The sequence below is a fragment of the Pseudomonas sp. AL03 genome (assembly GCF_029960815.1).
Taxonomy (GTDB): domain Bacteria; phylum Pseudomonadota; class Gammaproteobacteria; order Pseudomonadales; family Pseudomonadaceae; genus Aquipseudomonas.
Map to the genome: position 1 here is coordinate 1 of NZ_JASBRE010000007.1, position 25,252 is coordinate 25,252.

Annotated in this window: 24 protein-coding genes and 1 pseudogene; 13 read left to right on the forward strand and 12 right to left on the reverse strand. The window is 59.9% G+C overall.

Annotated elements, in window-relative coordinates:
* Positions 1–244 precede the first annotated feature (244 nt).
* On the reverse strand, positions 245–1,339 hold the full coding sequence (locus tag QK293_RS09050) for a PLP-dependent cysteine synthase family protein (RefSeq protein WP_282376862.1): 1,095 nt from the start codon (positions 1,337–1,339) through the stop codon (positions 245–247).
* A 249-nt stretch (positions 1,340–1,588) separates the two neighbouring features.
* Between QK293_RS09050 and nhaA the strand changes: the two genes are divergently transcribed.
* The 3 genes from nhaA (at position 1,589) to QK293_RS09065 (ending at position 4,383) form a co-directional block, all read left to right on the forward strand.
* Positions 1,589–2,776, forward strand: a complete 1,188-nt coding sequence (nhaA, locus tag QK293_RS09055; protein ID WP_282376863.1) for a Na+/H+ antiporter NhaA — start codon at positions 1,589–1,591, stop codon at positions 2,774–2,776.
* Between the two features lie 121 nt (positions 2,777–2,897).
* The gene (locus QK293_RS09060; protein WP_282376864.1) at positions 2,898–4,121 is read left to right on the forward strand and encodes a colicin E3/pyocin S6 family cytotoxin; all 1,224 of its coding nucleotides are present in this window, start codon (positions 2,898–2,900) and stop codon (positions 4,119–4,121) included.
* Between the two features lie 7 nt (positions 4,122–4,128).
* Positions 4,129–4,383 carry a colicin E3-like toxin immunity protein gene (locus QK293_RS09065; RefSeq protein ID WP_282376866.1) on the forward strand — a complete coding sequence of 85 codons (255 nt, stop codon included), beginning with the start codon at positions 4,129–4,131 and terminating at the stop codon, positions 4,381–4,383.
* 73 nt (positions 4,384–4,456) lie between these two features.
* On the opposite strand, the gene QK293_RS09070 is transcribed toward QK293_RS09065, so the two are convergent.
* A complete protein-coding gene (locus QK293_RS09070; RefSeq protein WP_017336812.1) occupies positions 4,457–4,921 on the reverse strand; it encodes a glycine zipper 2TM domain-containing protein in 465 nt (154 codons plus the stop codon).
* Between the two features lie 169 nt (positions 4,922–5,090).
* Here QK293_RS09070 and QK293_RS09075 point away from each other — a divergent pair, with 169 nt between their 5' ends.
* Positions 5,091–5,327 carry a hypothetical protein gene (locus QK293_RS09075; RefSeq protein ID WP_282376867.1) on the forward strand — a complete coding sequence of 79 codons (237 nt, stop codon included), beginning with the start codon at positions 5,091–5,093 and terminating at the stop codon, positions 5,325–5,327.
* Between the two features lie 5 nt (positions 5,328–5,332).
* Here the strand turns inward: QK293_RS09075 and pdxH are convergent, their stop codons facing one another.
* From pdxH to dinG, 5 genes are all read right to left on the reverse strand, one after another.
* Positions 5,333–5,980 (reverse strand): pyridoxamine 5'-phosphate oxidase, encoded by a 648-nt coding sequence (gene pdxH, locus QK293_RS09080; protein WP_282376868.1) that lies wholly within the window; start codon positions 5,978–5,980, stop codon positions 5,333–5,335.
* Positions 5,981–6,004: 24 nt separating this feature from the next.
* Positions 6,005–7,132, reverse strand: a complete 1,128-nt coding sequence (locus tag QK293_RS09085; RefSeq protein WP_282376869.1) for an OmpA family protein — start codon at positions 7,130–7,132, stop codon at positions 6,005–6,007.
* Between the two features lie 113 nt (positions 7,133–7,245).
* Positions 7,246–8,391: a serine hydrolase domain-containing protein gene (locus tag QK293_RS09090; RefSeq protein ID WP_282376870.1), complete on the reverse strand. Its 1,146-nt coding sequence runs from the start codon at positions 8,389–8,391 to the stop codon at positions 7,246–7,248.
* Positions 8,392–8,531: 140 nt separating this feature from the next.
* Positions 8,532–10,952, reverse strand: a complete 2,421-nt coding sequence (locus QK293_RS09095; protein ID WP_282376871.1) for a beta-galactosidase — start codon at positions 10,950–10,952, stop codon at positions 8,532–8,534.
* 95 nt (positions 10,953–11,047) lie between these two features.
* Positions 11,048–13,192 carry an ATP-dependent DNA helicase DinG gene (gene dinG / locus QK293_RS09100; protein ID WP_282376872.1) on the reverse strand — a complete coding sequence of 715 codons (2,145 nt, stop codon included), beginning with the start codon at positions 13,190–13,192 and terminating at the stop codon, positions 11,048–11,050.
* Between the two features lie 99 nt (positions 13,193–13,291).
* On the opposite strand from dinG, the gene QK293_RS09105 reads away from it, so the two are divergent.
* Positions 13,292–13,756, forward strand: a complete 465-nt coding sequence (locus QK293_RS09105; protein ID WP_282376873.1) for a DUF2269 family protein — start codon at positions 13,292–13,294, stop codon at positions 13,754–13,756.
* 31 nt (positions 13,757–13,787) lie between these two features.
* On the opposite strand, the gene QK293_RS09110 is transcribed toward QK293_RS09105, so the two are convergent.
* The 4 genes and pseudogenes from QK293_RS09110 to QK293_RS09125 form a co-directional block, all read right to left on the reverse strand.
* The gene (locus QK293_RS09110; RefSeq protein WP_282376874.1) at positions 13,788–14,546 is read right to left on the reverse strand and encodes a collagen-like protein; all 759 of its coding nucleotides are present in this window, start codon (positions 14,544–14,546) and stop codon (positions 13,788–13,790) included.
* The gene (locus QK293_RS09115) at positions 14,539–14,817 is read right to left on the reverse strand and encodes a DUF1145 domain-containing protein (RefSeq protein WP_282376875.1); all 279 of its coding nucleotides are present in this window, start codon (positions 14,815–14,817) and stop codon (positions 14,539–14,541) included. The genes QK293_RS09110 and QK293_RS09115 overlap by 8 nt, the downstream gene beginning before the upstream one ends.
* A 148-nt stretch (positions 14,818–14,965) precedes the next feature.
* Positions 14,966–15,121: pseudogene (locus QK293_RS09120) on the reverse strand (OmpA family protein); the annotation flags it as partial.
* Between the two features lie 110 nt (positions 15,122–15,231).
* Positions 15,232–15,927 carry an OmpA family protein gene (locus QK293_RS09125; RefSeq protein ID WP_282376876.1) on the reverse strand — a complete coding sequence of 232 codons (696 nt, stop codon included), beginning with the start codon at positions 15,925–15,927 and terminating at the stop codon, positions 15,232–15,234.
* 191 nt (positions 15,928–16,118) lie between these two features.
* Between QK293_RS09125 and QK293_RS09130 the strand changes: the two genes are divergently transcribed.
* The 4 genes from QK293_RS09130 to QK293_RS09145 are packed head-to-tail and all read left to right on the forward strand — an operon-like array spanning position 16,119 to position 17,851.
* Entirely contained in the window at positions 16,119–16,616 is a 498-nt protein-coding gene (locus tag QK293_RS09130) for a DUF6231 family protein (protein ID WP_282376877.1), read from the forward strand.
* 4 nt (positions 16,617–16,620) lie between these two features.
* Positions 16,621–17,097: a YchJ family protein gene (locus tag QK293_RS09135; RefSeq protein ID WP_282376878.1), complete on the forward strand. Its 477-nt coding sequence runs from the start codon at positions 16,621–16,623 to the stop codon at positions 17,095–17,097.
* A 44-nt stretch (positions 17,098–17,141) separates the two neighbouring features.
* Entirely contained in the window at positions 17,142–17,636 is a 495-nt protein-coding gene (locus QK293_RS09140; RefSeq protein ID WP_282376879.1) for an LEA type 2 family protein, read from the forward strand.
* Positions 17,633–17,851 (forward strand): SEC-C metal-binding domain-containing protein, encoded by a 219-nt coding sequence (locus QK293_RS09145; RefSeq protein ID WP_046046248.1) that lies wholly within the window; start codon positions 17,633–17,635, stop codon positions 17,849–17,851. The genes QK293_RS09140 and QK293_RS09145 overlap by 4 nt, the downstream gene beginning before the upstream one ends.
* A gap of 56 nt (positions 17,852–17,907) precedes the next feature.
* Here the strand turns inward: QK293_RS09145 and QK293_RS09150 are convergent, their stop codons facing one another.
* Positions 17,908–18,465, reverse strand: a complete 558-nt coding sequence (locus QK293_RS09150) for a cysteine hydrolase family protein (protein WP_282376880.1) — start codon at positions 18,463–18,465, stop codon at positions 17,908–17,910.
* A gap of 370 nt (positions 18,466–18,835) precedes the next feature.
* Here QK293_RS09150 and QK293_RS09155 point away from each other — a divergent pair, with 370 nt between their 5' ends.
* From QK293_RS09155 to QK293_RS09170, 4 genes are all read left to right on the forward strand, one after another.
* Positions 18,836–21,286 (forward strand): penicillin acylase family protein, encoded by a 2,451-nt coding sequence (locus QK293_RS09155; RefSeq protein ID WP_282376881.1) that lies wholly within the window; start codon positions 18,836–18,838, stop codon positions 21,284–21,286.
* Between the two features lie 205 nt (positions 21,287–21,491).
* Positions 21,492–22,526 carry a ligase-associated DNA damage response exonuclease gene (locus tag QK293_RS09160; protein ID WP_282376882.1) on the forward strand — a complete coding sequence of 345 codons (1,035 nt, stop codon included), beginning with the start codon at positions 21,492–21,494 and terminating at the stop codon, positions 22,524–22,526.
* Positions 22,523–24,211 carry an ATP-dependent DNA ligase gene (locus QK293_RS09165; RefSeq protein WP_282376883.1) on the forward strand — a complete coding sequence of 563 codons (1,689 nt, stop codon included), beginning with the start codon at positions 22,523–22,525 and terminating at the stop codon, positions 24,209–24,211. Before QK293_RS09160 ends, QK293_RS09165 begins: the two co-directional genes overlap by 4 nt.
* 206 nt (positions 24,212–24,417) lie before the next feature.
* Positions 24,418–25,200 (forward strand): transporter substrate-binding domain-containing protein, encoded by a 783-nt coding sequence (locus tag QK293_RS09170; RefSeq protein ID WP_282376884.1) that lies wholly within the window; start codon positions 24,418–24,420, stop codon positions 25,198–25,200.
* The last annotated feature ends 52 nt before the right edge of the window (positions 25,201–25,252 follow it).

Sequence of the window (25,252 nt, forward strand, 5' to 3'; positions counted from 1 at the left end):
GGCAATGAGGCGGGGGGGCCTCTCTACAGACAAGGTCAGGAGCAAATCCTGCCTTCAGGAGCGATCGGCCTCCCCCAGAAACGCACTTGCTGTTGAATGAATCCTTGAGCGTAACCTCTCTCGTTGGAATCAGGGTCAACATACAAGGAGCGAGGCTTGCCCGCGAAGAAGTTGACGCCGTCTCTCCTGAAAGACCGCATTATCGTTCTTCGCGGGCAAGCCTCGCTCCTACAAGGTCAGCAACTTAAATGTTTGCACGGAGCACGGTGGCCGGCAGCGGCTCACCGCGCTCGACACTCGCCGCCACCGCATCTATCAAACCACTCAACTCATACCCCTGAGCCTTGAGCCAATCCTGATCGTAATAGGTGGTGGCATAACGTTCGCCGCCATCACACAGAATCGCCACGATCGATCCCGACTCTCCCGCCGCCGCCATCTGCCGGGCCGCCATCAAGGCGCCGATCAGGTTGGTCCCGCTCGACCCGCCAACATGGCGCCCCAAACGCTGCGCCAGGTAATGCATGGCCGCCAGTGACAGGGCATCCGGCACTTTGATCATCGCATCGATCACCTTGGGCAGGAACGACGCTTCCACCCGCGGCCGGCCAATGCCTTCAATCCGCGAGCCATGGTCCAGGCACAGGCTAGCGTCGCCGGTCTGGTAGTAATCGAAGAACACCGAACGCTCGGCGTCGGCACACAGTACGCGGGTGCAATGCTGGCGATAACGCACGTATCGGCCCAGCGTCGCGGTGGTGCCGCCGGTGCCGGGGCTGGAAATCAGCCAGCTCGGCTCGGGGTGCAGCTCGAAGCGCATTTGCTGGAAGATCGACTCGGCGATGTTGTTGTTCGCCCGCCAGTCGGTAGCGCGTTCGGCGTAGGTGAACTGGTCGATGAAATGCCCGTCGTGTTCGCGAGCCAGGCGTTCAGATTCGGCGTAAATCTGTGTCGGATCGTCGACCAGATGGCTTTTTCCGCCGTAGAAAGCAATCTGCGCGATCTTCTCCTTGGAGGTACTCGCCGGCATCACCGCAATGAACGGCAAACCCAGCATACGGGCGAAGTACGCCTCGGAAATGGCCGTCGAACCACTGGACGCTTCAATCACCGGCGCACCGGGTTTGAGCCAGCCGTTACACAGCGCATACAAAAACAGCGAGCGCGCCAACCGATGCTTCAGGCTGCCGGTGGGATGGCTGGACTCATCCTTGAAATACAACTCGATGCCCGGAAAACCCGGCAGCGGCAAGGGGATCAGGTGGGTGTCGGCACTGCGCTGGAAGTCGGCTTCGATGATTCGGATGGCTTCGCGGGCCCACTGTCGGTTGTCGCTCATGGTGTTTTTCTCGTCGAATCGGGCAAGAGTCGGCCTTTTCGCAAGGCTCAGTCTTCAAGCTTAGGAAAAAACCTACATCACGCACAGGTACAGCTGAGGTCCAATACGTTCGGCAACTGCTAGGCTCAGGTCCTTCCCGCTGTTCCCGCTGTCACGGCTTATAACAAAAAAGAATATAACTTTTGTTTTAACAACTAACGGTACGGGTTAGGGTGTGCCACCTTTTGAATTCATCGATGGAGAGCGACCTTGCCTCTGCGTAACACGTTCACGCGTTTCTTTCAGTTGGAAGCTGCCAGCGGTCTGTTATTGATCGCTGCCGCAGCCCTGGCGTTGATCATCAACAACTCCCCGTTGTCGTGGCTTTATAACGGCCTGCTGGACACCCCCGTGGTCGCCCAGATCGGCGCGCTGAATATCGCCAAGCCTTTGTTGCTGTGGATCAACGACGGTCTGATGGCCATGTTCTTCCTCCTGATCGGCCTGGAAGTGAAGCGCGAAGTCCTTGATGGTCAACTGTCGAAACCGTCACAAATCGTCCTGCCCGGCGCGGCGGCGATTGGCGGCATGGTGGTACCGGCGCTGTTCTACTGGTTTTTGAACAGGGACAACCCGGCAGCCCTGGGCGGCTGGGCCATCCCGATGGCCACCGACATAGCCTTCGCCCTTGGCGTACTCGCCTTGCTCGGTAAACGCGTGCCGGTTTCACTGAAGCTATTCCTGATGACCCTGGCGATCATCGACGACCTCGGCGCCATCATCGTCATCGCGATCTTCTATTCCGGCGCGCTGTCGACCCTGTCACTGGCGCTGGCCGCGGCGTGTATTGTGGCGCTTATCGCGATGAACCGGCTCGGCGTAGTCAAGCTCGGACCGTACATGATCATCGGTTTGATCCTCTGGGTCTGCGTCCTCAAGAGCGGTGTCCACGCGACACTGGCCGGTGTGACCCTGGCCTTCTGCATTCCATTGCGCACGAAAAACGCCGAACCTTCGCCACTGCTGACCCTCGAACACGCCCTGCATCCATGGGTGGCCTACGGCATCCTGCCACTGTTCGCCTTCGCCAATGCCGGCCTGTCCCTGAGTGGCGTGACCATGGAAAGCTTCACCCACCACGTGCCCATGGGCATTGCGGTTGGCCTGCTGCTGGGCAAAACCCTCGGCGTCTTCGGCCTGACCTGGCTGGCGGTGAAAATCGGCATCGCCGCCCTGCCCCAAGGCGCCAATTGGGGCCAGGTATTGGGCGTTGCGATCCTCTGTGGCATTGGTTTCACCATGAGCCTGTTTGTCGGCTCCCTGGCCTTCGTGCCCGGCGCCAGTGAATTCGCCGGGATGGATCGGATGGGGATTTTGACCGGCTCGATTCTGGCGGCATTGATTGGTTATGCGGTGACGGCGGCAGCGAGTCGCAAGCGCACTGCGCTGCAATCCTGAGTGATAGAGAACACTCTTAGCGACATTCAGGATTCGTCCTACAGCCACGATTAGCCACGTTCGTTAACGTCACGCAGCCCCTTTTTTGAGGGCTGTCGACGTACGAACGCAAGGAAGATCAGTGGCTGGCAATAAGGACATTCCCCGGGTTCAGAATCCACCGTCAGGCGACGGGCACCACGTCACTCACCGCTTCATGACGGCCACCGAACTGGCCGAGCGCGAGGCCCGACAAAACGCTTACGACGCCATGCTCGCGAGGCAAGACGCCTTCGAGCGGAGTCGTGAGGTCGTGGCCAAAAAGCACGAAGGCGTTCGCGCGGGATGCGTCTTTGCCAAGTCCTGCAAGCTGCCGGACGCTATCATCGACTACTCAAACCCTTCGGGAATGGTGCCCACCGACAGCCTCAAAGACTACGGAGAAGTCGCCTGGCTCGGCGCTCGCGAGGTAGACGATGCCGGGCTGCTGAATCTTGAAACCATCAGCGGCAGTACCGTCTCGCTCGGCCTTGGCCGCCTTGCACTGAGTGCTCCGGCTCTCGCTGCTCCGGTCGCCGCAATCGGCGCTGCTGGAACCGCCGCATTGGCCACGGTAGTCGCACTGTTCTGGACGCCAAGCCTGGGCGACAGCGCGCTCTATACCGAAGACCAGTTGCGCGCCCTGAAACAGGCTCGAACCCGCGTTCGTCTTAGGGTCGAGCAACAGGCTGATGGCAGTCTCAAGGGATATGGTTTCTACACCGGCAAGAACCGCGATTGGGAAATGGTTGATGTCGTGCAGTTCAGTGTGCGCGGCAGTCAGCAGGTGGCGGATCTCGGGGATGGTGTTGAGCTGATCTGGACACCGGCCGTGGATGGTTCCGACATACTCGGGATTCCCGCGCTGGAGGCTGCGCCGCAAGCACCGCATATTTGGATTTATCCGCCGACGAAAGCGGCTGACAGCATTATCGTGAACCCGGTTTACCCGCCGGAGTACAAGGATTTCATTCTGGTATTCCCTGCGGGTTCGGAGGTGTCGCCGGTTTATATTGTGGTTAGTGTTTCTGAAAGAAAACTTCCTAACCCCGATCACGACTATCACTCCGCGCCCGAAACAGAAGAAATTACCGGATTTTCGGGCTTGAGCGCGGCGAAGAAGAAAACCCCACGACAAGGGGGCGGTGGCCTTCGAGAGCGTTGGATTGATGCCAAAGGCAGAACCATTTATGAATGGGACTCGTTGCATGGGGAGCTAGAAGCCTATCGTGCAAGCGATGGAAGTCATCTTGGCTCGTTCGATCACAAAACGGGTGAGCAAATAGATCCACCCAAGAAAAACCGCAACATTAAAAAGTATTTGTGAGGACCACATGGGGCTGAAAGTCAGATTGGACTGGTATGACAAGGAAACGGAAATAGCGGACGGAAAGGAATACTCCGCCGACCTTGGCGATGACGGCTCAATAATCGCAGCATTAGGTTTGATGGCGGAAAGCGAGATATACGACGGAGGATTTGATGTTTTAGCGGCTTGGATTCCTGAGATTCAGCCTCTGTTCAACCATCAAATTGATAATGCCGCTTTTGACTACCAGATTGCGTTTCGATATCGGAAAGCATGGTGAGAGAGCCAAATCCCCAAAAACAAAAAAAACCCGACCAGTCACCTGATCGGGGTTTTCTTTTACCCGTTCCCGCTTAATGCGAAACGCGGCTAGTCCCATCAACCGTAGCAATCCGCACCCGCTCACCCACACGGAACACTTCATTCTCCTGAACCTGTTGCACGTAGGCGCGCATGCTGCCGTCGTCTTCGCGAACAGTGATTTCCACGCCTTGGGCACGGGTCAGGCCTTCTTCGGTGGCCGAGCCGATCAGGCCGCCAGCGACGGCACCGATAACGGCAGCAACGATGCTGCCGCGACCGCCACCGATAGCGCTGCCGCCAACACCGCCAACCGCCGCACCGGCAAGGCCGCCGATCGGGGTTTTGGTGCCTTCGATTTTCACCGGACGCAGCGATTCGATGGTACCCATACGAACCGTCTGCACCCGACGCGCTTCGTCACGGGAGTAGGAGTCACCGGTCAGGCTCGATTGGCAGCCAGTGAGCAACATCGCCATCGTGGAAAAGGAAGCAACCAGCAGAACAGACTTACGCATAGCATCAACTCCAAAGGACAGGTACTCATTAAACTCCGCAGCTTGACGCCTGTCACGGCCTTGCCCGGATAAAATTGGTTTGATTCAGGCCCGGTACAGGGCGCTACCACGAACTTGACACACAGTAGCGGCAAATTCCGCAATCTGCGCCACTCAACCAAGGATTTTCATGGATTACTTCATCATTGTCGTCGCCACCGTCGCCGGTCTGTACTTCCACGGGTGGTTATACGTGCGGATCAAACGCTGGATGGACCGCGATCTGGCGTTGGCGCTGGCGGGTAAAGACGAGCAGAAAAAGACTTTCATGCTCCAGCAACTGGCGAACGCTCAAGCGCAGCAGATCAAGCGCCGAGACCTGCCCCAGTGGCTTGAAGCCGCTGCGGCAGGCTATCCCGATCGGTAGACTGCTTAGGGTGCCAGACGTTCAAAAATCCAGTTGGCGCCCTGCAAACGGTAGTTGAGGCGATCGTGCAGGCGGCTCGGACGGCCCTGCCAGAACTCGATGCGCTCCGGTAACAAGCGATAACCGCCCCAATGCTCAGGGCAATGAGGTTGCGTGTCGCTGAAACGTTGCTCGGTGTTCTTGAGCAACGCTTCCAGTTCGGCGCGATCGGCGATCACCCGGCTCTGAGGCGAAGCCCAGGCACCGAGACGGCTGCCCAGTGGACGGACCTGAAAATAGGCGTCGGACTCTTCAGGCGTGACTTTCACCACTCGCCCTTCGATGCGCACCTGGCGCTCAAGGGCCGGCCAGAAAAAGGTCATGGCCGCGAACGGGTTCGCGGCCAGATGCTGGCCCTTGGCGCTGTCGTAGTTGGTGAAAAAAGTGAAGCCCTGCTCGTCCAGCCCCTTGAGCAGCAGAATGCGGCAGTGCGGCCGACCGTCCTGATCGACGGTGGCCAGGGTCATGGCATTAGCCTCTACCGGGGGTTGCTCGGTTTTCACCGCGTCGGCAAACCACTGATGGAACAGCCCGAACGGCTCGGCCGGGGCTTGTGCCTCGGTCAGGCCATCACGGGTGTAGTCTCGACGCATATCAGCCAGGCCCTGGGTCATGGCGCATTCCTTTTAGTTAACGAATCACTTCTTTGTCGCGTCGGCGTCGGCAGCAGCGGCGGTGGCTTTTTTCGGGTCGACAGCGGCTTTGGCCGGAGCGGTCTTTTTCGCCGGAGTCGCGGTTTTAGCTGGCGCTTTCTTGGCGGCGGCTTTCTTGGCCGGGGCCTTTTTCGCGGCAGGTACAGCTGCTTTCTTGCCGGCCGGTGCAGGAGTAACAGGCTTGACCACTGGCTTGATGTCCTGGCCAGCAACCATCTTCACTGGCGCCGGGGCCGGCATGTTGTACTTGCTCAGCAACGCAACCATGGTGTTTTGCGGGGTCACCAGCAGTTCCACTCGACGGTTCAAGGCACGGCCTTCATTGCTGTCGTTGGCAGCACGCGGGGCTTCGCCACCCATACCGCGCAGCATCAGACGATCACGCTGCAGACCGCTGAGGCGGAAAATCGCCGCCACGGCCTGGGCACGCTCCTGGCTCAGTTTCACGTTGGCCGGTGCGGCGCCCGACGTATCACTGTGGCCGAGCACCAGCACGGCGGTCTTTGGATCAACTTCAAGGATTTTCGCGACGCGAGTGAATGGGCCGAGGGTCACCGGCAGCAGCATGGCCGGACGGTCAGGGTTGAACGAGCCTTCTACCGGCGCGGTCACCACCAAGACGTTTTCACGGCGCTCGAGTTGCAGATGGCTGCCCTTGATCGCTTCGCGCAGACGCGGTTCGTAGTCATCGAGCCAGGCCTGGGTGACTTTCGGATCAGGCATCGGTACGACTTTGGCAGTGCTTTGCTCTTTACCGCCGAACGGCCACCACCATTTGCCACCGGCGTCGGCCTCAGCCTTGGTCACAGCGGCAGGTTTAGCTTCAGGTTTTACCTCTGGTTTCACTTCTGGCTTGGCCGGGGTCTTGTCGGCAGCATCATCGGAGCCGAACGGCCAGTACCAGTGGCTGGAGCTTTCAGTCTTGGCTACCGGAGCCGTCGCGGCAGGCTTCAGGGGTGCGGGAGCCTTAGCCGGAGCCGGGTCTTTAGCGGCGACTTTGTCGGAGGAACCGAACGGCCACCAGCTGCTGCCATCCGAGTCATTTTGTGGAGTTTGTGCGCATCCGGTAATAGCGAAGCACAGGGCCAAAGCGAGAGTTTTATTGGAAGACATTGGATATCCACAAAATGAAATATTGAAATATCAGGCCGGATTGGCCCGGATAAACAGACGCTTGGAAACCATAAAGGCCTTGGGGTTCCGGCCCTGGAACCCCTGAGCGCGATTTACAGACAAGTGGCCAGTGCCCGCACAAGCTTTTGCGCGCGCGGATCCATCAAGACGTACGGCCCTAAGGTATTTGTCACAAAGCCGAAAGCCACATCGTGTTCTGGGTCAGCAAAGCCGATGGAACCGCCGGCACCCGGATGGCCGAACGCACGAGGGCCGAGGCCGTAGGTGGCGTTGGGGACGTCCGGTTGATCGAGCATGCAACCCAGGCCGAAACGGGTCCGGGTCAGTAAAGTCTTGTCCTCGCCGAGGCTGTGTTCGCGCGTCAGTTCGTCGAGCATTTCGCTTTCCAGCAAGCTGCCATCGAGCAGACCGGCATAGAACCCGGCCAGGCTGCGGGCATTGCCGTGGCCATTGGCAGCCGGCTGCTGCATGCGTCGCCACTCGGGTTTGTTGGTGCTGGTCATGATCGACGGCGGGTTAGTGAACGCCCTCGTGGTCATGGCCGTCGGCTCGCGCATAGTCACTTGCAGCAAGCGCTGGGCGGCGGCGTCGCCGACATTGCCCTTGACACGGGCGATGTGCGCCACGCGATGGAACTCTTCATCCGCCAGACCGACGTGGAAATCCAGCCCCAAAGGCTTCGCGACCCGTGCCACGATGGACTCACCCGGACCACGACCGTCGGCACGACGCAGCAACTCGCCGACCAGCCAGCCGTAGGTGATCGCGGCGTAACCGTGACCGGTTCCCGGCGTCCACCACGGTTCTTCGGCGGCCAAAGCGTCAACCATGGTTTGCCAGTCATAAAGGGCTTCCGGGGCCAGCAGCTCACGCACCGCCGGAAGACCGGCCTGATGGCAGAGCAATTGACGCAAGGTGACCGACTCTTTGCCAGCAGCGGCGAACGCCGGCCAGTAGCGAGCAACCGGGGCATCCAGTTGCAGTTTGCCTTCGGCCACCAGTTGCAGGGCGGTCACAGCGGTAAAGGTCTTGGTGCAGGAAAACAGGTTGGCGATGGTGTCGCTGTGCCAGGCTTCAGCGCCATCCTTATCGGCGCTACCGGCCCAAAGGTCGACCACGGTTTCACCGCCGATCTGGATGCACAGCGCTGCGCCACGTTCCTGAGGATCGTCGAACAGCGCCGCGAAAGCCTCACGCACCGCTTCGAACTTCAGCTCGTAAAAACCCTGAATCTGCACCTCGCAACTCCCCTGGATAATGTTCTACAACGTGGCCCGCATTGTTCCAGCCCTAGAAGGTTTTGGGAACTGTGGCGGGCCGGGTGGTCGCCATACAGCCCGGCGAAAAACACTTAGAAAATCAACGTACCTGTCAGCACTCAGTGACCATTGCCGGCATGCCCACCCGCATGGCCAGCGCCCTGCCCTGCGCCTTTGCCAGCATCGCCTTTTTTGCCGCCCTCAGCTTCGTGACCGGCTTTATCCGCTTCAGCCTTCGCCTTCTCGGCTTCTTTACCGAGCTGATCGACGGTCTGCAAATTGCTCTTGCGTACGCTATCGACGAACCCCTGGAACGGCAGATCGGTGATGCCCACCAAACCAAAGTGCCCGTTCTCGCCATCCAGCAGACGACCGGTCACCGGTTGATCGAGGTATTGGAACCAGTGCACCCCGACGATCGACGGTTCGCTCATCGCCTGTTTGAGGAAATTGGCGTAAGCCGGCCCACGGTCCTCTTCCTTCGCCAATTGCGTCACGCCACCCCAGAACGGGCCGCGATCCGCGGCGCCGAAGTTGAACTCGGTGATCAACACCGGTTTATCCAGGCTGCGCAGCTTGGCGAAATCGTAACCGTCCTGCGGTTGCAGGGTATACATGTTGAAGCTCAGCACGTCGCAATACTGGGCACAGGACTCAACCGCTTCCGGGGTGCTGATGGCAAACCGACCGCCCAGCAACAGCTGATTCGGCGCGTGCCACTTGAGCGAGTCGGAAATGGTCTTGAAGTACGTGTCGGCGAAGACCTTCTGGAAGTATTTGAAGTCGGCTTCGATTTCCGGGTGTTCGGCGCTGGGCAGCGGCGGCACGAAGCCCGGGTCTTCCATCAATTCCCAGGCCGGCAAATCAATGCCCCAGGCTTTGGAAAGACCCGCCTGATTGCGGTATTTGTCCCGCAGTTGCTTGAGGAACGCGCGTTTGGCCGGCACGTCGGTAGTCATCTTCAACGTGCCGTACGCGAGGGCGTAGCGGGCTTTCGGGTCATCGCCGGGGCCGGCCCAGGCCAGTTCGTTATCGGCAAAGTAACCGATCAGCCACGGGTCGTCGCGATGGTCGCGGGCGGCAATGGCCACGGCACGTTCGGTGGCCATGGCGAAACGCGGGTCAAACGGGTCGGGCATGCCACCCCACCAGTCAGTGCCAGTGCTGATGCTGGCGTAATCGCCGACGATCGACAGCGGCAACGTGTACGGCACACGGTCAGCGCTGGCCAGCGCCGGGGCGCTCCAGTTGCCGAGGGTATTGAAGCCCCAGGCTTGCAGACGATCAAGGGTGTGGCTGGCCCATTGTTTTTCATCGACAACCGCTTTGCAGGGTTCGGCGGGGGTTTTCTCAGCCGCTTTCGCGGCCGTCGCTTCCACGGCGTCAGCCTTGGCGGCTTCGGCGACACCGGCCTTGGTGTCGCTGCCCAGTGCGCAAGGTTCGCCATACAAACGCTGCAGGTTGGCACCATAGAAATCGTACCAGCGACCGGCGTTATATCCACGGCCCTGATCGACACCGTTGCCACCGCGGTTGTCGCCTTCACCATAGTGGCTGGCCAGCGGCTCGTCGGGTTTTGGCAGGGATTCGAACATCCATTCGCGACCGGCGATGTAAGTCTGGTTGACGTCCGGGGTGACGGTGTTGACCCCAAGCGAATAAAACGGATGCCCTTCAGGGGTCACCAGGTACCAGCGACCGTCGCGCTTCTCTGTGCGGAAAAAGCCGCTGGCCTTGAATGCCGGGCCTTTGTTCCAGCCACCGAACTTGTCCAGGGACGACTTCTCGCGCTCGGCCAGCCAGGTTTTCAGTTGCTGCTGTTCTTTGGCGGCGGCGCTTTTCAGTTGCTCGTCGCTGCTGACTTTCTCTGGCCATTTGGTCCGGGTTGACTGGCCGTAAGCGTCTACAAGGCCGCCAAAAGCCGCTTGGGTGAGCGCATCGCCGTCCTGCACGCCAAAGCGCTCAAGCAGAATACTTTGAGCGACTTTCGGCTGATCCATCGACAAGGTCACCGATACCACTTGGCTGCGCTCCAGCTCACCGACGCTGCTGGCCAGCAATACGCGTTGCCCCTCAAACATCATCGGCATCGGCGGGCCAGCTTTCAGGCCGAGGCTCAATGGCGAAAAGGGCTGCAGCGGCACCCATAACGTTTGCGCAGGGCCGGCCGGCAAGTCGACGCGGCTTATCAGCGTCTTGCCGTCGTTGCTCTGAATTTTCACGTACAGGGTCACGGCCCAGTTCATTGCACTCTGAATCCGTAAACTCATGAAGCCCGACTGCGACCAGTCCCAGGCGCCGGTCTGCGGGGTCAGACGCAAGGTCGGTTGGGCCACCGGGTTGAACGTCACCCGACGCAGCACTTCGCCCTCGGCCGTTTGCTCGGCGTTGGATTGCGGCAGGCTGGCGTCCTGAGTCGCCACTTGGACTACGTCGGCGGGGCGCACGAAGTTGAACAGCGTCTGTTGGCCGGCAGGGGCTGCCAGCACAGGGGCTGCGAACATCAGAGCGAAAACAGCGGGCAACGAACGGCGGATCATAAGAACGAAGTTCTCCCTAACGACCAACAATGGTCAATGGAAAAGCGATGGTAGAGAGATAGACAACGCGGTGGGCATATTTGCCCACCGGTGTATCAGGAAATTTCACGACGGAAGGGAGGCAACGCATTGAGGATTGCCTTGCCGTAACGCTGGGTGACCAGGCGTCGATCGAGCAACGTGATGGTGCCGCGGTCTTCTTCGGTGCGCAGCAAACGACCGCAGGCCTGGACCAGCTTCAGCGAAGCATCCGGCACCGAGATTTCCATGAACGGATTCCCGCCCCGAGCCTCGATCCACTCGGCCAGGGCCGCTTCGACCGGATCGTCGGGCACCGAGAACGGAATCTTCGCGATGACCACGTGCTCACAATACGCACCGGGCAAGTCGACCCCTTCGGCAAAACTCGCCAGGCCGAACAACACGCTGGAATCACCGCCATCGACCCGTGCCTTGTGCTTGTTCAGGGTTTCCTGTTTCGACAGGTTGCCTTGAATGAACACTTGCTTGCGCCAGTCGCGATCGAGGCCGTCGAACACGTCCTGCATCTGTTTGCGCGAGGAGAACAGCACCAGGGTGCCGCGCGAACCTTCCACCAAGGCTGGCAGGTCGCGGATGATCGCTGCGGTGTGGGCCGGCGCATCACGCGGATCGGCCTTCAGGTCCGGCACTCGCAGCACGCCAGCGTCGGCATGATGGAACGGGCTCGGGACGACCGCAGTCACGGCTTTTTTCGGCAGGCCGGCACGCATGCGGAAACGGTCGAAGGTGCCGAGGGCGGTCAGGGTCGCCGAGGTCACCAGCGCGCCATAGGCCACGTTCCACAAATTGCGCCGGAGCATTTCCGCCGCGAGGATCGGGCTGGCATTGACCTCGATGTCGAACAGCGAACCGCTTTCGGCCAGGGTCAGCCAGCGAGCCATGGGCGGGTTGTCTTCCGGGTCTTCTGCGGTGAACGCGCCCCACAATTCCCAGTTGCCCGAAGAGCGGGACAACAGGCTGCCAAACAGCGGATACCATTCTTCGGCCTGGTTACTGGCGATGCCGATGTTGACCTCGCCGTCCATGCCGTCCTTGAGCAGTTCGGTCAGTCGGGTAAAGACATCGGTCAGACGGGCAAAGCCCTTCTTCAACTCGATGCCCATTTCGCGCATGTGCTCGGGAATGACCCCGCCAACGAAGCGATGACGCGGCCGCTCGCGACCTTCGACGTCTTCGCCGGGCTTGAAATCGGCGACCTGCTCGCAGGCGGTGAACATGAATTGCTGCTGTGTCTTGATCTCCCGCGCGAGTTCCGGCACCTGCTCGATCAACTTGCCCAAGTCGCCCGGCAGCGGATGCTGGGCCAGCAATTTGGCGAGGTTCTTGGCGGTGGTTTCCAGCCAGTCGGCGGTGGAACGCAGACGTGTGTAATGGGCGAAATGGCCGATGGCCTTGTCCGGCAGGTGGTGGCCTTCGTCGAACACGTAGAGGGTGTCGCGCGGGTCCGGCAGCACGGCACCGCCGCCCAGCGCCAGGTCGGCCAGGACCATGTCGTGGTTGGTGACGATCACGTCGACCTTGCCCATGCCTTCGCGGGCCTTGTAGAAGGCGCACTGGCCGAAGTTCGGGCAATGACGGTTGGTGCACTGGCTGTGATCGGTGGTCAGACGCGCCCAATCGGCATCTTCCAGTGCGGTCGACCAACTGTCGCGGTCGCCGTCCCACTTATTGCCCGCGAGTTTCTCGATCATGCTGGTGAACAGCTTCTGACTGGCCTCATCAACCTCGATCTTGAAGCCTTCTTCTTCGAACAGCTGCGCCGTGGCGGTTTGCGCGTGACCTTCCTGAAGCAACATGTCGAGCTTGGACAGGCACATGTAGCGCCCGCGCCCCTTGGCCAGGGCAAAGCTGAAATTCAGCCCGCTGTTGCGCATCAGGTCAGGCAAATCCTTGTAGACGATCTGCTCTTGCAGGGCCACGGTGGCCGTGGCAATCACCAGGCGCTTGCCGGCGGCCTTCGCAGTGGGGATTGCAGCCAGGCTGTAGGCCACGGTTTTACCGGTACCGGTGCCGGCTTCCACCGCGACAATCGCGGGGTCGCCACTGCGCCGGCCTTCGTCGTCGGTGTCGATGTCACCGAGGACCTTGGCAATTTCGGCGATCATCAGGCGTTGCCCGTAGCGCGGTTTGAGGCTCTTGGCTTCGAGAAAACGCGAGTAGGCGCCCTGGATCGTGGTTTTGAGTTCGGTGCTGATCATGGATTGTCGGGCGCAAAAAACGCTGGATAAATTTTCAGTGGTTCGGATCGGCGGCTATCATACCGCGCTAATTAATCCCGCGCAGAACGGAGTACCTCAATGACCGCTTTTAGCCTCGTTTATACCCTGCATGTCCTATCCGCCCTGGTATGGGTGGGCGGCATGTTTTTCGCGTGGATGGTCTTGCGCCCCGCGGCGATGAAGGCCCTGGAAGGCCCTGCCCGTTTAAAGCTGTGGATAGAAGTGTTTCAAGGTTTTTTCCGCTGGGTCTGGGTCGCGGTGGTGCTTTTGCCGATCAGCGGTGTGGGCATGATTCATTTGCAGTACAGCGGTTTTGAAGCGGCGCCGCGGTATGTGCAGGTGATGATGGGATTGTACGTGGTGATGACGGCGCTATTTATCCGGATTCAGGCATTGTTGTTGCCGGAGTTGCGCACGGCGGTGTCGGCGCAGGATTGGCCGACGGGGGCCTCGGTGCTGGGGAGGATTCGCAAGTTGGTGGGGATTAATCTGATTGTCGGGTTGGGGCTGGTGGCGATTGCTGCAGCGCGGCCTACGTTCTAAAGCCTCGCAGCTTTTGTGGCGAGGGGCATTCTTACAACCGCTGAACAGTCACCGCCCCCGTCGCACCCGCAGACCCAGGCTGGCCATCAGCACCTGGACGACCACTTTTTCCGCCATCGGCCTTGTAGACGAAGCAGCCCTTGGCCTTGCCACCCGCTCCCGGCTTGCCGCCGGGCCCGGCCACGCCACCGGCACCGCCGGCCACCTGAACCTTGATCTGTTGCGCCGGGTAATCGCGCGGCACTTCCAGCCTTACCAGCGCACCCGGTGCTCCCGGCTGACCGTCGCTGCCATTACTGCCATCAGCACCGCGACCGGCCTGACCCCAGGTACAACCCGGCGCCTGACCGTTGGCCCCATCGAGACCGACGAAACCCGGTGCGCCCGCGCCGCCGCGAGCGTCCACCCACAATAGCGGCGCGCTCAGCGCCCTGATCTGCACATTCAGGTTACGCCCGGAGCGAGCCGCTTTGAGGTAAGTCCCCGGCGCACCGCGAGCAGTGATCTGGCTGCCTTCGGACAACTGCGCACGACTGACCTTCAGCTCAAGCGGCTGTTCGCTGGGTACGATGGCGATCCGCGCTTCACGACCCAGACGCAATTCACCGACGATGACCTCGGTCACATTCGAGGGAATCAACAAGGTACCGTAATCGGCCACTTCCAGGCGTTCCAGCTGCAAGGTGCTGGCGGTGTTGGGCAAACGCATCAAGGCGTTGCTTTCGACGCTCACCACCTGAGCGCAAGCCAATGGGCTGATGAGTGCAGCGAGCAGACAGAGTTTACGCATGGGAAGCCTTCAGTACGGTGGGAGCCGGGATGGTTTGCAGGTGGAAAACGCCGAAAAAGAGGATCTTCAGGCGATCACGCCAAGGGTGAGCGCGACCTCTGAGACTGCGGTAGCAGAACACCGCCTCCAGAAAATGGAGCAGCGCCAACAGGCTGCCAACCAGATCGACCAATAGATGCAGAGGATTGATAAACGGCGTGAATTGATTGACCAGCACCACCAGCCAGAACAGCAGGGTCAATAACTTCCCCAGCGCCCAAAACACGTTCATACGCTCCCCCGTTGAGAATTATTCTTTGCGCGCACAGTACCGGCTTCCATGCGGGATAAGCCAGAGGCCAACGGAAAATTCTTCATGAAGGCCGTCGAATGTCCGCCGGACCGACTTCACTTGTCGCCCAACGGCTCTATTACGGGGCTCAGCGATTGATGTGCAACGCCACCCGACGGTTCTTCGCCCGCCCTTCATCCGTTTCGTTATCGGCCACCGGCTGACTTTCGCCCTTGCCCGCGCTGGTGACTTTGTTTGGCGCCAGGCCCTGACTCAACAGGTAGGCCGCCACGCTACTGGCGCGGTCCGTGTGAGAACACTCATGGTGAAAGCTCCTGTGTTACCGGCCAATGCCGGTTACACAGGAGTAAAGATCCGCATCCGCGACTGCACAAGCCGCGGAATACGAGGGGTTTAGCGGTTGATTTTGATTTCAGTGCGACGGTTCGACGAGCGGCCGTCAGCGGTTTGGTTATCGGCGACCGGTTGGCTTTCACCGGCACCGGTGACAGATACGAAGCTGCTGCGTGGTACACCTTGGGAAATCAGGTATTCGACCACCGAGTGCGCACGACGATCCGACAGTTTCTGGTTGTAGGCGTCACTGCCCACGCTGTCGGTGTAACCGGTTACGGTCAACTGGGCGGTACTTGATTCCTGCTTCAGGCGCGTGGCGATGGTGTTGAGGACTTCTTTATCGGAAGGAGTAAGTGTGGCTTTGTCGAACTGGAAATGAACATCGCGAATGACGATGACTTCTTCTTTAACCACGGCCGCTTCTTCGACCACTGGCGCAGGCACCGGTGGAGGGCAGCCGTCGGCATCGACCTGCACGCCTCTAGGCGTACCCGGGCACTTGTCGCGGCTATCCGGCACGCCATCGCCGTCTTCGTCGCCATCACCGTGAACCCAGCAATAGGCCGCAGCCGTGGCGCCGACGATCAGCGCGCCATACCCCGCCCATGCCGAGCTCTCGGTCGCGCCGAGACCTGCACCCACGACACCACCGACCGCCGCACAGGTCGGCCAGTCGGTTTTCTGCAAACCTGCGCAACCAGTCAACACACTGGTTAGCAGAACCAAGGGTAATGCTGTGCGAACTATGCTCATCTGGTTTTCTCCTGAGGGGACCGGCTTAGGACCGATTCAGGTAGTAAAGACCCGAGTTTTAATCTCCGCCAGCAGTAGGCCATTGCAGTTTCGTCCCGTGTTCACGGTAGATCGACGCTTTTGAGAGAAACCACCTCTAGGCCCGGTCCCTTGAGCAGGCTAGTCTTGGCAGCTCTGATTGAGGAACTTAGATGATTGCAGGTATTTCTTCGCGCACGCCCCAGCAGGCGTTGGCCGCTTTGCTTGATCGTTACGCCCCCGCGCGCCTGTTGCTGATTGGCGCCAGCGAATTCCCCGCGCTTGAGGCCTTCAAGCTGGCGCACCCGGACACCTGTGTTGCACACGCGGCACCCGGGGCGTTGCCGGCCGAATTGGCCGCGCGCCGGTTTGACTTGGCGCTGGTGGTCGATTGCCTCGAACATTTGCCCAAGCGCGATGGCCTGAATCTGCTTGGCGGGATCCGTAACCTCAACGCCAGTCGCATCGCGGTGCTGGCGGACTTGCCGGCCAGCGGCTGGCAGGAGACCGACTTTTTCTCCCTGGCCCTGCAGGCCAGCGAACGCTTCCAGCGCGACGATCAGGTGCTGACCCTGTTCACCTATGATCTGCTTGACTACAAACAAGTACCCGACTGGCTAAACTCACGGTTCTGGGCCAATCCGGAAAACTTCGGTAAATATTGGTGGTAACGCAATGAGTACGTCCATTTGCCCCTGCGGCAGCGGCACCCTGCTGGATGCCTGTTGCGGTCATTACCATGCCGGCCATCTGGCGCCTTGTGCCGAAGCCTTGATGCGTTCGCGCTACAGCGCCTATGTATTGGGGCTGATCGATTACCTGGTGACAACCACCCTGCCCGCGCAACAGGCCGGCCTCGATCGACAGTCCATCAGCGACTGGAGCGTCCAAAGCACCTGGCTGGGCCTTGAAGTGGAAAGCTCGGAGGTCTTCGGCGGTCAGCCGGAACACGCCTTCGTGACCTTCACCGCGCGCTGGCACGATGGCAGCGGTGAACACAGCCACCGCGAGCGCTCGTCGTTCGTGCAGAACGCCGGCCACTGGTACTTCATCGACCCCACCGTACAACTCAAGGCCGGACGCAATGATGCGTGCCCTTGCGCCAGCGGACAGAAATTCAAGAAGTGTTGTGCGGGTTATTTCAGCAGTTGAGGTAATCGCAAGAGACTAGACTGGGCATCAAAGGGAGTCACTCCATGCTCAGTCAACGGCGCGTCTTTCAAACCCTCACCTTGCTCCTGTTTCTGGGGCTCGGCGGCTGCGCGTCCTGGTTCGGCGACGATTTGCCGGAGCCGCAGGTGCATCTGGTCAAGGTCGAAGTGGTCCAGGCCAAGCTGATGCAGCAACGATTCCTCCTGCACTTTCGCATCGACAACCCCAACGACAGTGACCTGACCGTGCGAGGCATCGAGTACCGCATTCACTTGGGCAACATGCTGCTGACCGAAGGCGAGCACGAGCATTGGTTCACGGTCGGTCCCAAGCGCAGTGCCTACTTTAAAGTGCCGATCCGCACCAATCTTTGGCCCAAGGTCCGGGATCTGGTGAAACTGCTGAAAAAACCCGACCAGCCCATCCCCTATCGCCTGGAAGGTGAATTGGAAACCGGTTTATTCATCGCCCACTACGTGCACCTTGCGCGTAATGGCGTGATAATCCCCGCCGATTTAATTCCGGAGCAAAACCGATGACCCAGCAACCCCATGTCCATGGCCCTGACTGCAACCACGATCACGACCATCACGACCATCACGACCACCATGATCACGACCACGGCCATGTTCACGGTCCGAACTGCGGCCACGCCCACCAGGAACCGGTGCGCAACGCCCTGAAAGACGTCGGTCGCAACGACCCTTGCCCCTGCGGCAACGGCAAGAAATTCAAGAAGTGCCACGGCGCATAATGCGTTGAAGCACTGTTCTGCGCAGAAGCCGGGCGTCCCCCGGCTCCTGCACGGTTTCAGTCGGACTTGAGAATTGCCGCAGTGCTCACGACCGTCGCGTATTCCCCATGCAAATTCCCCAGCGACATCGCATGCACTTCCTCGGCTGTATGGGCTTTACCAAAGAAGTCAGCCTTGTCGAAGGTAAAGCACGCATCCTCCGCCACCCACGCATCAAACCCAAGATTCCCGGCCGTTCGCACCGTGGACTCCACCGAGTTGTTAGTCGCCACGCCAACAATCACCAGTTGATCAATCCCAGCCTCGCGCAAACTCGCCTCCAAACGGGTCGAACAAAACGCATCCGGGACCTGCTTTTGTATGAGCTGCTCACCGGTTCGTGGCTGGAACCGCACCTGAAACTCCACCCCGGACTGCTCCGGCCAGAACACCGATTCCGGCGACCGGGACAGGTGCTGCACGTGAATCACCGGTCGCCCGGTTCGCCGCCAATGCGTTAGCAAATCGAGGATTCGCTCCTCGGCCTGAGGGTTATTTCGGCGACCCAGTTTGGGATGCAGGATGCCTTTTTGTTGATCAATGATGATCAGCGCCGCGTTCGTTTTGAGCTCCATGCCGGTTTTTCTCATGCTGGGTCATTGAATTTCACGCACTTCAGCATCACCTCCTTTTACAGGCAAGCGATCGAACGCAAACAGGACGAATCCTGAAAAACGACGCAATCCCCTCGCCACCGGTGAAGAAATAACCCCGCCGCCGCTTGCGCGGCTACCTCCTGCTCACTAACGTAGCGCCCTTAATGTGCCCGGCCTCGGAAGTCCGTTCATCTTTTGACGAGTGGCTAATGTTGTCAGACAAGGCGCCGCGACGAGTCATAGCCCGCTATGGCGAGGAGCGGCAACGCAGTCTGGCGACATTAGACGCCGTCAAAAGTGAACAGCGACTTTCGAGGCCGGGCACCACTACCCCCGCAGGAGCTTTGCCATGGCCTCGCCAGCCCTTACACATTTCCTTCCCCGGTTCGGCGTTGCCGCAGCAGTGGCCAGTGTTTTAAGCCTGACCGGTTGTCAGACCTGGAACACCCAGGACACCCTCCCGCCGACCAGCGGCGTGCAGCCGCTCAAGGGCCTGGCGCAGAACGTTTCGGTGCGCCGCAATGCCATGGGCATGCCGTTGATCGAAAGCAACACTTTCCACGACGCGCTGTTCGCCCTTGGATACGTCCACGCCAGCGATCGCATCACGCAAATGGTCACCCTGCGCCTATTGGCTCAGGGCCGCTTGTCGGAGATGTCCGGTCTGGACCTGCTGGACGCTGATCGCTACATGCGCGCCGTCAACTTGAAGAAAAGCGCAGGCGAGCTATACAAGGCGTCTTCGCCGCGCCTCAAACGCTTCTTCGAAGTCTATGCGCGCGGGGTCAACGCCTACCTGTTCCGCTACCGCGACAAGTTGCCAGCAGACCTCGCGGCCACTGGTTACAAGCCTGAATACTGGAAGCCGGAAGATTCAGCGCTGATTTTCTGCCTGTTGAACTTCAGCCAATCAGCCAACCTGCCCGAGGAAATTTCCTCACTGATGCTGGCTCAGACCGTCAGCACCGACAAACTCGCGTGGCTGACACCGTCTGCCCCCGATGAAAAACTGCCGCTGGCCGACGCTGAAAAACTTCAGGGCATCAAGCTCAACGGGCAAATCCCGGGCCTGGCCGACATCAGCAAAGCCACGAGCCAACTGTCCGATCTGAATCTGCTGGGCGCCACCTCGTCGAACAACTGGGCGATCGGCCCGCAACGCAGCCGCAGCGGCAAAAGCTTGCTGGCCAGCGACAGCCATGGACCACTGGGCGTGCCGTCGTTGTTCAGTTACGTGCAGATTCGCGCGCCGAAGTACCAGGCTTCTGGTGTGACGATTGCCGGTTTGCCAATGGTGCTCGGCGGTTTCAACGGCAAAGTGGCGTGGAGCATGACCACCGTCATGGGCGACAACCAGGACCTGTTCCTGGAAAAAATCAAACGCCAGGGCAACGGACTTTCCTACGAGGTGGGCGGCAAATGGCAGCCGGCGATCATGCGTAACGAAACCTACTTCGTCAAAGGCCAGCGGCCGATTCGCGAAGTGGTGTACGAAACCCGTCACGGCCCGCTGCTCAACAGTGCCCAAGGCACGACGCTGGCCAACGGGTTCGGCCTGGCCTTGCAGACGCCAAACTTCACCGACGACAAGACACTGGACGCGTTTTTCGACCTGTCCCGGGCGCAGAACGTCGAGAAAGCCTCGGACGCCAGCCGTGAAATCCGCGCCATTGCGCTGAACCTGGTATTTGCCGACGCCAGCAACATCGGCTGGCAAGTCACCGGTCGCTACCCCAACCGTCGCGAAGGTGAAGGCCTGATGCCGTCGCCGGGCTGGGAAGGTCGTTACGATTGGGACGGTTACGCCGACCCGATGCTCCATCCCTATGACCAGGATCCGGCCCAAGGCTGGCTCGGCACCGCCAACCAGCGAGTCATCCCCCATGGCTACGGCATGCAACTGTCCAACTCCTGGTCAGCGCCGGAACGTGGCGAACGCCTGGCCGAACTGGCAGGCGTGGGCAAACACGACACGCGCAGCGTGATCGCCATGCAATACGATCAGACCACCACCTTCGCCGCCAAACTGAAGAAAATGTTTGCAGCACCGGGCATGTCCCAGCCGCTCAAGCAGGCCATCGAAGCGTTGCCTGACGCGGATCGCGGCAAGGCTCGCGAGGCGTATACCCGCCTGATGGCCTTCGACGGCAAACTCAGCCCAACCTCCGCCGATGCGGCGATTTATGAGCTGTTCCTGCAGCAAAGTACCCAACAGACTTTCCTCGATGAACTGGGTCCGGAAAGCAGCCCGGCGTGGAAAGCCTTTATCGCCAACGGTAAGTTGTCCTACACGGCGCAGGCCGACCACCTGCTGGGGCGTGAGGACAGTCCGTTCTGGGATGACACTCGCACACCGCAGAAAGAAGACAAACCGGCGATCCTCGCCCGCAGTCTGGCGGCGGCGATCAGCGCTGGCGACAGTCAGTTGGGCGGCGATCACAAAGCCTGGCAGTGGGGCAAACTGCACCGTTATGAATGGAAGAATGCCAGTGGCCAGACCGTGCGCGGGCCATTCGCGGCGGGTGGCGATCACACCACGCTCAATACCTCGGCGTTCGCCTGGGGTCAGGATTTCAACACGACCCTGGCACCGGCCATGCGCTTTATCGTCGACTTCGGCCAGGCCGAACCGCTGATGGGACAGAACGGCACCGGCCAGTCCGGTAACCCGGCCAGCCCAAGCTACCTCAACAGCATTGATCCTTGGCTCAAAGGGCAATACATGAGCTTGCCGATGCAGCCGCAGAACTTTGACAAGGTGTATGGGAAGACGCGGTTGACGCTGACACCTGGCAAGTAATCCCTTTCGCGACTGATTTGATCGTTCCCACGCTCCGCGTGGGAATGCCTCTAGGGACGCTCCGCGTCCAGTGAAGCGGAGCGTCACGGGCTGCATTCCCACGCGGAGCGTGGGAACGATCATCATTGGCCGATGAAAATTCAACAGAACTTCCAGCCTCGCGCAAACCTCATAGCTAACAAGTCCCTCCATTTTTGGTAACAACATGGACCTTGTTATCGCGCGTCCTGAGGGTTTGTACTGCCCGCCCGGGGATTTCTATATCGACCCGTGGCGGCCGGTCGAACGTTCGGTCATCACCCATGCCCACGGCGACCATGCCCGCACCGGCAATCAGCACTATCTGGCGGCCGCGGCCGGCGCAGGGATTTTGCGTGCGCGACTGGGCCAGGACATCGATCTGCAAACGCTGGCGTATGGCGAGCCATTGTTGCATCACGGCGTAAAACTGAGTTTTCACCCCGCCGGCCATGTGCTTGGCTCAGCCCAGGTGCGTATGGAATACGGCGGTGAAGTCTGGGTCGCCTCGGGCGACTACAAGATCGAGCCCGACGGCACCTGTGCGCCGTTCGAACCCGTGCGCTGCGATACCTTCATCACTGAATCGACCTTCGGCCTGCCGATTTATCGCTGGCAACCCCAGGCGCAGGTCTTTGCCGAGATCAATCAGTGGTGGCGGGCCAATGCCGCCGCCGACAAAACCAGCGTGCTGTTCTGCTATTCCTTCGGCAAGGCCCAGCGCATTCTCCACGGCATCGACGCCAGCCTCGGCCCCATTCTGGTGCATGGCGCTGTGGAACCGCTGAACCGGGTTTATCGCGAGAGCGGTATTTACTTACCGCCAACGATCTATGCCGGCGAGGTCAAAAAGAGCGATCCGATGATGCGCAAAGCCTTGGTCATCGCCCCACCTTCTGCTGGCGGCAGTACCTGGATGCGCCGATTCGGCGACTACAGCGACGGCTTCGCCAGCGGCTGGATGCGTTTGCGTGGCACACGGCGGCGGCGCGGCGTGGATCGTGGCTTCGTACTGTCTGACCACGCCGACTGGCCGGGCCTGCTCTGGGCCATCGAACAGACCGGTGCGGAACGGGTCATGGTGACCCATGGTTCGGTGGGTGTACTGGTGCGCCATCTGCGCGAACAGGGTCTTGATGCTCAGAGCTTCAGCACCGAGTACGGCGACGATGAGGAAGAAAACGCCGCCGTCGAACCCGAGCGCGCCGAGGTGCTGCCATGAAGGCCTTCGCCGAGTTATACGCCGAACTCGACGCCACAACGTCGAGCAACGCCAAACTGGCGGCGATGCAAAACTACTTCGCCAACGCCGCGCCGGAAGATGCCGCATGGGCTGTTTACTTTTTGTCCGGCGCGCGACCTCGACAACGGGTGCCGGTGCGCATCCTGCGAGAGCTGGCGGTGGCGTACTCCGGCCTCTCGCCGTGGTTGTTCGAAGAGAGTTATCAGGCGGTCGGCGATCTGGCGGAAACCATCTCACTGGTATTGCCCGAAGCACTTCACAGCTCCAGTGACGGATTGGCGGTTTGGATTGAAGACAAACTGCTGCCACTGCGCGGTGAAACCCCGCAAGTCCTCGCCGAGCGACTGCCAGCCCTGTGGTCGCAACTGGACCGCCAGAGTCTGATGCTCTGCATCAAACTGATCACCGGCAGTTTTCGCGTCGGCGTCTCCAAGTTGCTGGTAACCCGTGCCTTGGCGGCCATGGCCGGGCTCGACAGCAAACGAGTGGCCCAGCGACTGGTGGGTTACACCGACCTGTCCCACCGCCCGAGCGCGCCCGGTTACTTGAAGCTGATCGCCGCTGAATCAACTGACGAACATGCGCAACGCGGTGGTCAGCCCTACCCGTTTTTTCTCGCCCACGCGCTATCGCAACCCGTTGAACAATTCGAAGCCCTGCTTGGCCCCGCCAGCCACTGGCAAGTGGAATGGAAGTGGGACGGCATCCGCGCGCAGGTCGTCAAACGCGATGGGCGACTGTGGATCTGGTCGCGAGGTGAAGAGTTGGTCACCGAGCGCTTTCCCGAACTCGATAGTCTGGTTCACGGCTTGCCCGATGGCACCGTGATCGACGGTGAAATCGTTGCTTGGAAAGCCGCACAACCCACCACCGAGGACGTCTTCGACCCTCCTTCCCCAGCCTCACCCGCGGTAAAACCTTTCGCTCTGCTGCAACAACGGATCGGCCGTAAAACCCTGGACAAAAAAATCCTCGAAGCAGTGCCGGTGGTCGTCCTCGCCTACGACCTGCTGGAATGGCAGGGCGAAGACTGGCGCAATCAGACTCAGGCCACGCGTCGCACTCAGTTGCAACAGGTGGTTAAAACCTGCGCTAACCCGGTGCTGCTGCCCTCGCCTGTGCTCACTGGCGAAGACTGGTTCGACCTCGCCCGACAACGGGAAGCCTCCCGCCGTCTCGGTGTCGAAGGCATGATGCTCAAAGCTCGGGATGCGCTGTATGGTGTCGGGCGGACCAAGGACATGGGCGTCTGGTGGAAATGGAAAGTCGACCCGTTCATCGTTGACGCGGTGCTGATCTATGCGCAACGCGGCCATGGTCGCCGCGCCGGTCTCTACAGCGATTACACCTTCGCTGTGTGGGACGGGCCGCCTGACGCGAGCGAACGCACACTGGTGCCGTTCGCCAAGGCTTATTCAGGGCTGACCGACGAAGAAATGCGCCAGGTCGACAGCATCGTGCGCAAGACCACTGTAGAGAAATTCGGGCCGGTGAGCAGTGTGACGCCGAGTCTGGTGTTTGAACTGGGATTTGAGGGCATCGCCCTGTCCAAAAGACACAAGAGCGGGATTGCAGTGCGGTTTCCGAGGATGTTGCGCTGGCGGCAGGATAAGTCGGTTGAAGAGGCTGACAATCTTGGGACGTTGCAGGATTTACTCAGCTGACTATCAGGTTATGCTCCACACCAGTGCATCAAATTTCCAACGCCCGTTTTCGTGCACAAATCCCTCCTTGCCATTTCTTGAATCACCTTTTAAAACGCTTGTTCGGGACTCTGGTTCGGAAATTGCTACTTTCAGTAGGTCTTACGCTTTCCAGTAACAATAATTCTGCGCCACAAGCGCTCATATTGGTTCTTAGGGATTGAATAATGAAAAAAGCATTGCTGACCCTTTCTGCACTGGCGTTGTGCATGGCTGCCGGCTCCGCGCTGGCCAAGGAATACAAAGAACTGCGTTTTGGCGTTGACCCTTCTTACGCTCCGTTCGAGTCCAAAGCAGCTGACGGTAACCTGGTGGGCTTCGATATCGATCTGGGTAACGCGATCTGCGCCGAGCTGAAGGTCAAGTGCAAATGGGTCGAAAGCGATTTCGACGGCATGATTCCGGGCCTGAAGGCCAATAAATTCGACGGTGTGATCTCTTCGATGACCGTCACCCCGGCCCGCGAAAAAGTCATCGACTTCTCCAGCGAGCTGTTCTCCGGCCCAACCGCTTACGTGTTTAAGAAAGGTTCCGGCCTGACCGAAGATGTGGCTTCGCTGAAGGGCAAGACCGTCGGCTACGAGCAAGGCACCATTCAGGAAGCGTACGCCAAAGCTGTTCTGGACAAGGCGGGCGTGAAAACCCAGGCCTATCAGAACCAGGATCAGGTGTATTCCGACCTGATGTCCGGCCGTCTCGACGCGGCGATCCAGGACATGCTGCAAGCCGAACTGGGTTTTTTGAAGTCGCCAAAGGGCGAGGGCTACGAAGTCAGCGAGCCGGTTGACAGCGAATTGCTGCCAGCCAAAACGGCTGTCGGTATCTCTAAAGGTAACAAAGACCTCAAGGCACTTTTGGATAAAGGTATCAAAGCGTTACACGACGATGGCACCTACGCCACCATTCAAAAGAAACACTTTGGCGATCTGAATCTGTACAGCGGCAAATAATGCGCGGCGCCCATCTCACGATGGGCGCTTTTTTTATCCGATCAGGTTGCTG